This is a genomic window from Bradyrhizobium sp. UFLA01-814, from assembly GCF_046718885.1.
GTDB lineage: Bacteria > Pseudomonadota > Alphaproteobacteria > Rhizobiales > Xanthobacteraceae > Bradyrhizobium > Bradyrhizobium elkanii.
In genome coordinates this window covers 19156-30316 of record NZ_JAQOSR010000114.1, presented here as the reverse complement: position 1 = coordinate 30316, position 11161 = coordinate 19156, and the positions used below count along the sequence as shown (strand labels likewise).

The 11161-nt window shown below is 65.6% G+C and carries 10 protein-coding genes; 3 read left to right on the top strand and 7 right to left on the bottom strand.

Going from position 1 to position 11161, the window contains the following annotated elements; translation table 11 throughout:
• Positions 1–145: 145 nt before the first annotated feature.
• The 5 genes from PMN64_RS28990 to PMN64_RS28970 form a co-directional block, all read right to left on the bottom strand.
• Positions 146–1294, bottom strand: a complete 1149-nt coding sequence (locus PMN64_RS28990) for a DUF3095 domain-containing protein (RefSeq protein ID WP_028345413.1) — start codon at positions 1292–1294, stop codon at positions 146–148.
• Positions 1295–1466: 172 nt separating this feature from the next.
• Positions 1467–2672, bottom strand: a complete 1206-nt coding sequence (zigA, locus tag PMN64_RS28985) for a zinc metallochaperone GTPase ZigA (protein WP_411783123.1) — start codon at positions 2670–2672, stop codon at positions 1467–1469.
• Positions 2673–3013: 341 nt separating this feature from the next.
• Positions 3014–4876, bottom strand: a complete 1863-nt coding sequence (gene htpG / locus PMN64_RS28980; protein ID WP_411783122.1) for a molecular chaperone HtpG — start codon at positions 4874–4876, stop codon at positions 3014–3016.
• An 85-nt stretch (positions 4877–4961) separates the two neighbouring features.
• Positions 4962–5768 carry an MBL fold metallo-hydrolase gene (locus tag PMN64_RS28975; RefSeq protein WP_411783121.1) on the bottom strand — a complete coding sequence of 269 codons (807 nt, stop codon included), beginning with the start codon at positions 5766–5768 and terminating at the stop codon, positions 4962–4964.
• A 60-nt stretch (positions 5769–5828) separates the two neighbouring features.
• Positions 5829–6809 (bottom strand): AraC family transcriptional regulator, encoded by a 981-nt coding sequence (locus PMN64_RS28970; protein WP_411783120.1) that lies wholly within the window; start codon positions 6807–6809, stop codon positions 5829–5831.
• 186 nt (positions 6810–6995) lie between these two features.
• Here PMN64_RS28970 and PMN64_RS28965 point away from each other — a divergent pair, with 186 nt between their 5' ends.
• Positions 6996–7529, top strand: a complete 534-nt coding sequence (locus PMN64_RS28965) for a sigma factor-like helix-turn-helix DNA-binding protein (protein ID WP_028345418.1) — start codon at positions 6996–6998, stop codon at positions 7527–7529.
• Here PMN64_RS28965 and PMN64_RS28960 read toward each other — a convergent pair.
• Positions 7508–8602 (bottom strand): asparaginase, encoded by a 1095-nt coding sequence (locus tag PMN64_RS28960; RefSeq protein ID WP_411783119.1) that lies wholly within the window; start codon positions 8600–8602, stop codon positions 7508–7510. The two genes, PMN64_RS28965 and PMN64_RS28960, sit on opposite strands and share 22 nt — an antisense overlap.
• A 112-nt stretch (positions 8603–8714) precedes the next feature.
• A complete protein-coding gene (locus PMN64_RS28955; protein WP_411783118.1) occupies positions 8715–9131 on the bottom strand; it encodes an AMP-binding protein in 417 nt (138 codons plus the stop codon).
• An 89-nt stretch (positions 9132–9220) separates the two neighbouring features.
• Between PMN64_RS28955 and PMN64_RS28950 the strand changes: the two genes are divergently transcribed.
• Together PMN64_RS28950 and PMN64_RS28945 are read left to right on the top strand one after the other, a co-directional pair.
• Positions 9221–10393, top strand: a complete 1173-nt coding sequence (locus tag PMN64_RS28950; RefSeq protein ID WP_411783117.1) for an acyl-CoA dehydrogenase family protein — start codon at positions 9221–9223, stop codon at positions 10391–10393.
• Between the two features lie 89 nt (positions 10394–10482).
• Positions 10483–11097 (top strand): TetR/AcrR family transcriptional regulator, encoded by a 615-nt coding sequence (locus tag PMN64_RS28945; protein ID WP_411783116.1) that lies wholly within the window; start codon positions 10483–10485, stop codon positions 11095–11097.
• Positions 11098–11161 lie beyond the last annotated feature (64 nt).

Genomic DNA, 11161 nt, shown 5'->3' with positions numbered 1-11161 from the left:
AGTCTCGTGGGCTCGGAGATGTGTATAAGAGACAGCTCCACGAGTCACATTGTGGAGAGAGCCCCCACCCGGATCGCATCATTCGATGCGATCCGACCTCCCCCGCAAGCGGGAGAGGTGCACCGAACTTGCCGCTTGGTCAGCGCTACACCGCGCGCGCCTTCAGCACCGTCGCCGCCGAGGCGTAGCCGCCGCGGGCGCCGTCGATGAAGTGGACGTGGTCGGCGCGCATCACCGAGGGGGTGAAGCAGGTCATCATCGCGGCGTCCTGCTCGTGCAGGCCATAGCGCACGATGCCCTGCGCGGCTGCGGCGGCAAGGCGCTGCTCGATGTCGGCGGCGAGCTCCGGCGTGCAATCCAGGATCATGCGCAGGCCGTCGTCGAACTTGCGGAAGTCTGAATTTTCGACGACCTGCTGCAGATAACGTTTCGGCGCGAACTTGCCGACCGGGATGTTGAACCGCATCAGCGTATAGGCCCACAGCGCGAATGTGAGCACCACGGCGCGCCGCAGCGCGAGCGGGCCGCCGCGCCGAGCGCGCGCCTCGTACTCCATTCCCTGCGGCGGCCAGTGCAGCGGCGGGCCGCCGGCCGGCACCGGCCGTCCGGCATCGGGACTCTTCTCGATGCGGACGACGATATCCTCGATCACGTTGCGGAAGGACGCGGGATCGGCGTTCTTCGCCGGCAGCACCAGCACCGACAGGATGACGCCGCGCGCGGACGGCATCACCTCGAAGCGGCAGGACAGGCCGGACAAATCGGGCTGCGTGCCCTGAGGCGCCGGATCGACCGCGAACGCGCCGCGCTTCATCGCGGCATCGGCGTAAGCAAGACCGCCGCCGGAGAACATCGCATAGGAAAGATTGGCCGACGGCCCGAAGCGCGCGACGCGGACATCGGCGCCCGCGGCGCGGATCGCAGCCATCGGCACCAGCGCCACCCGCAGTATTAGATCGAGATCGTCGCGCACCCAACGCGCGGTCGCCGCCAGCGCCTCGCGCGCTCTGTCGAGATCGGCCGGCGCGACCGCAAAACTCGCACCGTCGCCGCCGAACACGAAGGGGAATTCGCGGCCCTCCAGCGCATTGGTGACGGCGGCGACCACCGCGGCGCCGGCCATGTTGACCGCCTTGTAGCGCTGCGCCGCGATCGCCTTGGTCGATTCCACGATGTCGGCGACGCCGACCGTCCAGTCATCGGGCAACCGCGCATACAGCGCGGGGTCCATCAGCCGCGCGAAGCCGCGAAACACCGGAATGCCGCCGTAGAAGATCTCGCTGCCGCCAGCCATCGCAATGCCGCGCCGTTTCCGTCCCTGATGCGGGATTGTCTAGCAGATACGGCGCGGGTTGGGACCGGTTTTAGAAGCGTAGCCCGGATGGAGCGCAGCGCAATCCGGGGACCTCTCAAGCGGCGAGAGACCCCGGATTGCGCTCCGCTCCATCCGGGCTACGGCGACTGTTTCACGCCGCCTCGCCTGCCCTGCTCCACGGCGGAAACGGATCGCGCAGCTCTGCCCAGGCCTGCGGGTCCATGCCCGGTCTGCCGGTGACGAGGCAGGCATCGAGCCGACGGCGGATGTCGTCCTCGTTCATGCCGGAGCCGATGAAGACCAGCTCCTGCCGGCGATCGCCGTAGAGATCGTTCCAGCTCCGCTGCATCATCAGCCGCCAGTCCGGATGATCCGGCCAGCGCTCGCGCGGGATCGCCGCCCACCACGAACCGAGCCCTTCGGTCCGCACGATCGCGCCGGCCTGGCTCAACTCACCGCACCAGTCCGGACGCGTTGCGATCCAGAAATGGCCCTTGGCGCGGATCACGCCTTGCCAGCTCTCGCGCAGGAAGGCGTGGAAGCGCAGCGGATCGAACGGACGCCGCGCGCGGTAGACGAAGCTCGTGATTCCGTATTCCTCGGTCTCCGGCACGTGCCCGGCGAAGCCGTAGAGCTCCTTGTGCCAGAGCGGATGCTGCTGCGCGCGCTCATAGGCGAAGCGGCCGGTGTCGAGCACACGGTCGAACGGGACCTTGGCGAAAGTCGCCTCGACGATGTCGGCCTCGGGATTGAGCGCGCGCACGATGGTGCGGGCGGCCTCGCGCTCTGCCTGCGTCGCGGCATCGATCTTGTTCAGCACCACGACATCCGCGAACTCGATCTGCTCGACCAGGAGATCGACCAGCGTGCGCTTGTCGCCGTCGAGCGCTTCGCCGCGCTGGCTGAGGAAGTCGGTCGAGACGTAGTCCTTCAACAGATTGGCGGCGTCGACCACCGTGACCATGGTGTCGAGCCGCGCGACGTCGGAGAGGCTTTGGCCAGCCTCATCGCGAAACTCGAAGGTCGCGGCGACCGGTAGCGGCTCGGAGATGCCGGACGATTCGATCAGCAGATAGTCGAAGCGGCCGCTCTCGGCGAGCGCGCGCACCTCCTTCAACAGATCGTCGCGCAGGGTGCAGCAGATGCAGCCATTGCTCATCTCGACCAGTTTCTCGTCAGTCCGGGACAGGTTCGCACCGCCATCGCGCACGAGGTCGGCGTCGATGTTCACCTCGCTCATGTCGTTCACAATCACCGCAACCTTCAGGCCGCGGCGGTTGTTCAGGACGTGGTTCAGCAAAGTGGTCTTTCCAGCCCCGAGGAAGCCGGACAAGATGGTGACGGGGAGTTTTTGCATCGAGATCAAACAGTTGTTGGAGGGATGGGCGGCGGCGGGACATGGGGCATTCGCTTGATGTTATGTTATAACATAACATCAATATGCCGCGACCTGTCAAGCGCCGGGGCGGCGCGGTCAGCTTGCCATTCTCGGAAATGCGTAGCCCGGATGGAGCGCAGCGAAATCCGGGACACCGTAGGCAACTGCCAGTGCTCTTCGTCCCGTCATGCTGAGGAGGCCGCGCAGCGGCCATCTCGAAGCATGCACGGCCCCGCTGCAGCAGCTCGGCCGTGCATCCTTCGAGATGCGCTCCGCGCTCCTCAGGATGACGGAACAGAGAGCTCGCTACGATCTGGCTGCTACTTCCCCAATCCGCGCAGCACGAGCTGGTTCATGCGGCCAGCGAACGCGGCGGGGTCGTCGGGCATCTCGCCGTCGAGGATCTGCGCCTGCTCGAACAGCAGCAGCGACAGGTCCTTCGCCTGCGCGGTATCGGTCGCGAGCGCCGCGACCAGCGGGTGGCGCAAATTGATCTCAAGCACCGGCTTTGTGATCGCGCCGCGGTTCTGCTGGGCGAGCAGCCGCTCCAGCGCGCGGTCGCGCGCATCGCCGCCTGCGACGAGGCACGACGCGCTCGCGGTCAGCCGCTGCGAGGCGCGGACATCGGAAACGCGCTCGCCGAGCGCATCCTTGATCACGGCGATCGTGGTCGCCGCGTCGGCCGCGGGTTCGTCCTTGTTGTCGTCCTTGTCGTCGGCAAGCGGGATCAGGCCGAAATCGACATCGCCCTGGCTCAGCGACTTCAGCGGCTTACCGCCGAAATCGAGCGGCGCCGAGGACCAGAACGCGTCGACCGGATCGGTCAAGAGCAGCACCTCGATGCCGCGGGCGCGCGCCGATTCCAGCTTCGGGTTCGACTTCAGCCGCTCGACGCTGTCGCCGACCAGATAATAGATCTCGGTCTGGTTCGGCTTGAAGTCGTCGACAACCTGCTTCAGCGAGCGGTTCTCGCCCGACGTCGTGGTGAAGCGCGCCAGCGCCAGCAGCTTGTCGCGGCGCTCGAAATCCTCCCACAGGCCTTCCTTGATCACCGGACCGAACGCGTCCCAGATCTTGGCAAAGGTCTCCGGCTCCTTCTCGCCGAGCGTCTCCAATTCGCCGATCACGCGGCCGGTGACGGCCTTTCGGATCTGCGCGAGCTGCGGATTGTTCTGCAGCATCTCGCGCGAGATGTTGAGCGGCAGATCCTCGCTGTCGATCACGCCGCGGATGAAGCGCAAGTAAGCCGGCAGCAGCTCGGCGTCGTCGGCGATGAAGACGCGGCGGACGTAGAGCTTGACCTTGCCCTTGCGCTCGACCTGGAACAGGTCGAACGGCTTTTGCGACGGCGCGAACAGCAGCACGGCGTAGGACTGCCGGCCCTCGGCGCGGTAATGCAGCGTCATCGCCGGCTCGTCGAAGGCACCGGCGATCTGCTTGTAGGCCTGCGCGTAATCCTCCGGCTTGAGCTCCGATTTCGAGCGCTGCCACAGCGCGCTCGCCGAGTTGATCTGGCGCGGCTCGCCCTCTTCCGGCACCAGGAGGATCGGAAACTGGATGTTGTCGGAATATTCGCGGACGATGCGCTCGATCTCGTAGGCCTCGAGATATTTGGCGGCGTCCTTTTTCAGATGCAGCGCGATCTCGGTGCCGCGCGCGACGCGGCTCGCGGCCTCCTCGCTCGCCGGTGCGATCTCGAAGCCGCTGCCGCCTTCCGACGACCACACCCACACCTCGTCGCTGCCGGCACGGCGGCTGGTGACGACGATCTTCTCGGCGACCATGAACGCGGCATAGAAGCCGACGCCGAACTGGCCGATCAGGTTGGCGCCGTCCTTGGCCTCGGTGAGCTTCGACAGGAACGATCTGGTGCCGGAGCGCGCGATGGTGCCGAGATTGTCGATCAGCTCCTGGCGCTCCATGCCGATGCCGGTATCGACCACGGCAAGCGTGTCGGCCGCCTTGTTCGGGACGATCCTGATCTCCGGCGGCGTGCCGTCCGTGATCAGGGACGGATTGGCGATCGCCTCGTAGCGCAGCTTGTCGCAGGCGTCCGACGCGTTCGAGATCAACTCGCGCAGGAAGATATCGGTCTCGGAATAGACCGAATGCACCATCAGGTGCAGCAATTCGGCAACCTCGGCCTGGAACGGCTGGGATTCGGCAGCGGTGATTGTGGTCATGCGGAAACTCGGACAAACGGTAAGGGGCGGGAAAGCCCTGATATAGCGCGCTTGCGCCGCGTGGCAAGCCAAGCGGCGGGAACCGTCAGTCCGAGATCGCCGCAATATAGCGCTCGACCGAACGGTCGAACGCCGCCTTGGCATCGGAAGCGATATTCTTGCCCCACCAGGCGCCGTAGATCCGCTCAAAGGCCAGCGGCTCGACCGCCCGCGCGACGCGGCGGACCGCTGATGCATTGAGCGGGATATAGTTCGGGTAGGAATACATGAAGCTGACCGAGCGGCGGTCCATCGCCACCATCGCGATATCCCCGGTCAGGAGCGCACCGCGCCCGTCGGCGCCCTTGCGCCAATGCAGCATGGTGGCGCCGGCGAAATGCCCGCCGCCACGCACCAGCAGGATGTCGTCGGAGATGCGATGGCTGTCGCCCTGCCACGGCACGATCGACGGATAGGGCCGCGTCACCCATTGCGCGTCGTCACCGTGCAGATAGACCGGAGCATTGTCGAATGCCGCGCTCCAGTCGGCGACCGCGCCATAATAATGCGGATGCGAGATCGCGATCGCCTTCAGCCCGCCGAGCGATCTGACATGCGCGATCGCCTCCGCCGTCGCCAGCGGCACGCAGTCCCACATCACGCAGCCGCCGCGGTCCGGCACCAGCAGCGCGCGCTGCCCGATTGCAAAGGACGGTTCGAGCGCGATCCCGACGAGACCGAGATCGTCGCGCCAGACCAGCTTGTGGCGCTGCGCGAGCTCCTCGCGCGTCAGCCACGCCTGCCCCTTCCAGTTCACATATTGCCGCTCGTCTTCGCAGATCGGGCAAGCCGGCGGTGGCGCCGCGGTCTCGAGAAATTGCGCGCCGCATTGTTCGCAGGTCCACAGAGGCATTGGCAGCGCCCTCGTTGCGATGAAGCCGGTCTCCTGATCTACGTCAGCGACACGCGGCGTTCAATGCCGGCGCCCCAGTTCCATCTGCATCTCCGCCGGTGCTACGCCGAACTTCCTGCGAAACGAGCGGTGGAAATAAGAGAGATCGTTGAAGCCGGCCGTATAGGCGATGTCGCTGACCTTGCGGCCGGCGCCCTCTTCGTGCAGCAGCAGCCGGCGCGCCAGCAGCAAACGCTGCTCGAGGACGAACTCCGAGAATGTCGTTCCTGCGGACGCGAACAGGCGCTGCGCCTGCCGGGTGCTGAGCGCATTCGCCTTTGCTACGGCCTCGATCGTGAGCTTGCCGTTGTCGAGATTCTTCAGGACATCGGCCTTCATCAGATCAAGCCGCGCCTTCGCCACGCCGTCGCGTGCCGCCAGTTCCTTCCTCTCGGCGCTGCTGCCGAGCACGAGACCGACCAGGTCGGCGAGATGATGCGCCGCCGCCTGCTGGCCCGGCAAATCGAGATCGCCGGCAAGCTCGGTGCAGAGCGCGGAATAGCGCTCGATCATCGCGCTCAAGGCCGGATCACGCCCGAGCGGGCGCGCCAGTTGCGTCTCCGCCGAGGGTGCGATCTGGAGCAGCAGGCGCCGCGGAAACCGCGTCGTCGTAAAGCTGCCCGACCGGGTGAGATCAGCGGTGCCGACGATATTCATCTCAGTGAGGCACATCTGGCCGCGCTGAAGCTCGATCGCCTTGCCCGCTTGCGTGACCTGCACGGTGCCGCGCGTCGCAAAGATCAGGACGAGGTCGTCGCAGCCGTCATTCAGAAGCGCGCGGGTGCGGGCGAAGCGGGCCGAGCCGCCGCGCGGCGTCGCGATGGCGACCGTATGCAGCAGCGTGAACTCGTTGTGGCAGTCGATGCGGTTGTCGTCGGTCGGTCCGACGTCGAGCCGGCAGAAGCCGCGGCAGATCCCCTCGCACCATGCCTCATAGGCCGGCCCTTTCGCCAGCCCATGATGGAAGATCGAGAACCGGTTGGTCCCCTGTGTCTCGGACATGATCCGTGCTCCGAACGCCCGATCGATCAAGAGGCGACGTGATCGATCGCTTGCTGCCCGATATGCGCATGTCGTGTGCGCACGTCGTTCCTGTCCCTACGCTTGGCGCGACGGTCCACGACTCCGGCGAGGAGCCTGATACCACTGCGCCGATTGCCGGTAAAGCTATTCACGAGATGCAACCCTATGATGCGAAGTGCGAAAGCCGGGAATAAAACGGCGCAGCAGTTTCGCGACGCGGCGCTGCCGTGTCTCGACGATGCCTATGCGTTCGCCCAGGTGCTGACGCGGACCGAGGCGGACGCCGAACTGGCCGTGCAGGACTGCTATCTGCGCGCATCGCGTGAGTTCGACAGCTTTCGCGGCCCGGCCGTCAGGCCATGGCTGCTCGCGATCCTCAAAGCGGTCTGCCAGGAGAGACGCGGCCCGAGGCTCGCCGGCGAAAATGCAACGCCAGAACGGCGCGACGGCGCAACAATCCGGCAACTGGTCGACGACCTGCCCGCGCCGCTCGGCGAAGTCATCGCCCTGCGCGAAATGATCGATCTGTCCTACAAGGAGATCGCCGAGGTCACCGGCGTCCCCGTCACCACCGTGATGTCGCGCATCGCGGAGGCGCGCGCCCTGCTGCTGGCGGCGCGGCGCGCGGCGAACAAGGCCGCGCAGGCGAAGCCAGCAGGCGCCTCAAAACTGCCGGTCTACCGCGCGAACGCCTGCTGAACCGCCGACGGCTCGGTGATGCCGTTCGCGATCAGAAGCTCAAGCAACACCCGCGCCTTCTGCGGGTTGAGATCGAGCGAGACCGCAAAGCCGAGCTTGTCGTCCTCGACCTCGACGTTGCGGTTGACGAAGCCTGAACCGACCCGGCTCGAACGCACCACCACGACGCCCTGCTTCGCCGCGGCCGCCAGCGCATCGATCGCGCCCTTCGATGAATTGCCGTCGCCGACGCCGGCCAGCACGATGCCCTTGGCGCCGCGCTTGACCGCATCCTCGACCTCAGCGGCGTCCATGTTGGCGTGCGAATAGATGATGTCGACACGCGGCAATGGCGGCGCATCCGGCAATTTCAGCTTCGCACCCTTGGCCGGAACAGCCGGCTGCAGGAAGCGCAGCGTGCCGGTGTCGACATAACCGACCGGCCCCGCGTCGGGCGAGCGGAAGGTCTCGACGCTGGTGGTATTGGTCTTCTGCACCCAGCGCGCGGCATGGATGTTGTCGTTGAGCACCACGAGCACGCCGCGGCCGCGGGATTCCGGCGCGGAGGCGACCCGCATCGCCTCGTAAAGATTGGCCGGGCCATCGGCGCCGATCGCGGTCGAGGGCCGCATCGATCCAACCAGCACCACAGGGATGTCGGTATCCAGCACGTTTTGCAGGAAGAACGCGGTCTCCTCCATGGTGTCGGTGCCGTGCGTGATGACGACACCGTCGACCTCCTTGTTGTCGATCGCGGTGCGGATGCGCTTGACGAGGTCGAACCAGACCTTGTCGTTCATGTCCTGCGAGCCGATCGAGGAGATCTGCTCGGCCGAGATCTGGGAGAGCTTGTCGATGCCCGGAATCGCCGCGATCAGGTTGGCTGCGTTGACCTTGCCTGAGTCATAGGCGTTGCCGGCGCGGGCATTGGCCTGCCCCGCGATGGTGCCGCCGGTACCGAGCACGAGCACGCGGGCCAGCGTGGTGCCGGTCGCCTGTTGTGCTGATACCGGCGAGGCAAGCCCGATCGTGAGGGCCGCAGCGAGGCCGAGGAAGAGCCGAGCGGAATAATTGGATTGAAACGAACGTGGCATGATCTTCTCCCCAAAGCGACAGGTCGCCAGTCCACAACTCGTGGTTTTGTCCCGTAACAAGTGGACAAAGTTGCGGCGGAAGATGCGATGGTCGGAAGCCGGGTTGAAGCGTTTAGTGAGCTCCAGACGCGTTGCGCAGCTCGATCTCCGTTCCGACGGTTCGCCAGATCGAACGATCGACGAACAGCACCCGATCCTCGGCATGGGCGAGCAGTCTTGCGATATCCAGCGCGTGCAGGCGCGCATTGATGGTGTGCAGCACCGCGCCCATGCAGGGCACAGCGAGATAAAGCTCGAGGTGACGGTGCGAGTTCCAGGCCAGCGTGGCGACGCGCATGCCGCGCTCGACGCCGATCCCGGCGGGGAAGTTGGCGAGCTGGCCCGCGCGGCCGAGCAGCTCCGCATAGCCGATGACGTGGATGCGGTCGCAATACCGCGTCGTCACGGTCTTGTTCGGATAGAGATCCGCGACCCGTTCCCTCACCAGATTGAGGGTGAGTGGGACCTGCTGCATCAAGCCTGCGAGCATGCCGTATTCTCCGGAATTTCCGCAAAACCTTGACATTTGCCGGGAGGCGCCGCAACATTTTTCGAAGATTATTCGACTTTTGGTGGGCCATGCATTTTGAGCTTCCCGACGATCTCCGCGTTCTGCAAGGCCGGGTGCGCGAATTCGTGCGCAGCGAGCTGCAGCCGCACGATGCCGCCATCGAGGCGACCGGCGAGGTGCCGGACAGCGCCATGGCCGGCCTGCGCAGGATGGGATTGTTCGGCACCAACACGCCGAAGCAATTCGGCGGCCTCGGCCTCTCGATGCTGGGCAGCTGCATCGCGATCGAGGAGCTCGCGAAGGCGCACACCGCCTTCTACTATCTGAGCGGAGTGAACGTTCACATCGGATCAAAGGCGATCGAGTTCTTCGCGCTGCCGGCGGTTCGCGACCGATGGCTGCCGGAGCTCGCCAGCGGACGGGTGATCGGCGCGTTCGCGCTGACCGAGCCGAATGCCGGATCCGATGCCGCCCGGATCCAGACCCGGGCGCGGCGGGACGGCGATCATTACGTGCTCGACGGCCGCAAGACCTACATCACCAATGCGCCCGCGGCCGGCGTTTTCACGGTGTTCGCCACGCTCGATCCGTCCGCCGGCGCCAAGGGCATCGCGGCCTTTGTCGTCGAAGCAAAGACGCCGGGCCTTGCCATCGGCCGCCTGGTCGAGATGGCCGCCGGACGCGGCTCGGAGCACGCCGAAGTGATCTTCGAGGATTGCCGTATTCCGCGCGAGAATCTGCTGGGACAAGAGGGCGAAGGATTCGCCATCGCGATGCGGTGCCTGGATGCCGGGCGCACCCATTGGGGCGCCTATTGCGTCGGCGCGGCGAGCCAGCTGCTGGACTACGCCCTCGACCATGTCTCGGAGCGCGAGGCGTTCGGACGCAAGCTGCGCGACCATCAGGGGCTCGAGTGGCAGATCGCCGACATGGCGAGTTCGCTGCATGCCGCGCGCCTTGTCGCCTATGAGGCAGCGTGGCGCTACGACCAGGGCGATGCCGCCGCCCGCACCGCCGCGGCGGCGCTCTCCAAATATACCGGCGCCGACATGGTGCAGCGCATAGCCGATACGACCATGCAGCTGTTCGGTGGTGCCGGTTATTCCAAGGACCTGCCGATCGAGCGCATCTGGCGGGAAACACGGGTGGTCCGCATTCTGGACGGCACCTCCGAGATCATGCGTCAGATCATTGCCCGCGATGCATTCCGCCGCCATGAACGGCGGAACACGCCGGTGTGATGGCAATCCTACGCTGTATCCCGTTGCAATAGCGCTTGTGTTCCGGTCCCGCTGCCTTACTGTTTTTTCCCGGACGCGTGGAGACGAAAGTGGCTTCGGGGACGACACTCAAGCTCAAGCAGCAACGCAGCCGCGATCGCCGCGAGCAGATCCTCACGGCGGCCACCAGGCTGTTCGGCCAAAAAGGCATCGACGGCACCTCGCTCACCGAGGTCGCGGCCGCGGCGAAAGTACCGCTCTCCAGCATCTATGATTATTTCGAGGACAAGCGCGCGCTGGTGCTCGATGTGCCCGAGGGCAATTTCGAGGCGCTGTATCAGAAGACCGAGCCGCTGCTGGTCAAGGGTGGCGATCCCGTCGAGCAGCTCCGCATCATCTTCCTGACCAACTTCCAGTACATCAAGGACAACCCGAGCTGGGGCCGGGTGTTCTTCCTCGAGATCTGGCCGAGCGTGCTTGCCGCCGAGCCGCGGATCAAGAAGGCGGTCGACAAATACGCGCTGCGCTATGTGCAGCTGATCAGGCAGGCGAGCCGCGCCGGCACCTATCGCCGCAATCTCGATCCCTACACCGCGATGTCGCTGATGATGGGCGGGATGTGCCACCTCACCGCGGTCTGGTTGCTCTACGGCCGCAAATACGATCTGGTGAAGAAGGGCAAGGCGTTATTCACCACGCTGCATAACGGGTTCGTGCAGCGTTAGCCGCGCCGGCGCACAGCCGGTTCTCGTAGGATGGGTAGAGCGCAAGCGAAACCCATCATTCGTC

Bases quoted from the DNA above. Each gene is read 5' to 3' on its own strand.
- PMN64_RS28975 (WP_411783121.1), bottom strand. From the start codon at position 5,768: ATGCCTCTGTGGACCTGCGAACAATGCGGCGCGCAATTTCTCGAGACC.
- PMN64_RS28965 (WP_028345418.1), top strand. From the start codon at position 6,996: ATGATGCGAAGTGCGAAAGCCGGGAATAAAACGGCGCAGCAGTTTCGC.
- PMN64_RS28955 (WP_411783118.1), bottom strand. From the start codon at position 9,131: ATGCTCGCAGGCTTGATGCAGCAGGTCCCACTCACCCTCAATCTGGTG.
- PMN64_RS28960 (WP_411783119.1), bottom strand. From the start codon at position 8,602: ATGCCACGTTCGTTTCAATCCAATTATTCCGCTCGGCTCTTCCTCGGC.
- PMN64_RS28970 (WP_411783120.1), bottom strand. From the start codon at position 6,809: ATGTCCGAGACACAGGGGACCAACCGGTTCTCGATCTTCCATCATGGG.
- PMN64_RS28990 (WP_028345413.1), bottom strand. From the start codon at position 1,294: ATGGCTGGCGGCAGCGAGATCTTCTACGGCGGCATTCCGGTGTTTCGC.
- zigA (WP_411783123.1), bottom strand. From the start codon at position 2,672: ATGCAAAAACTCCCCGTCACCATCTTGTCCGGCTTCCTCGGGGCTGGA.
- PMN64_RS28950 (WP_411783117.1), top strand. From the start codon at position 9,221: ATGCATTTTGAGCTTCCCGACGATCTCCGCGTTCTGCAAGGCCGGGTG.
- htpG (WP_411783122.1), bottom strand. From the start codon at position 4,876: ATGACCACAATCACCGCTGCCGAATCCCAGCCGTTCCAGGCCGAGGTT.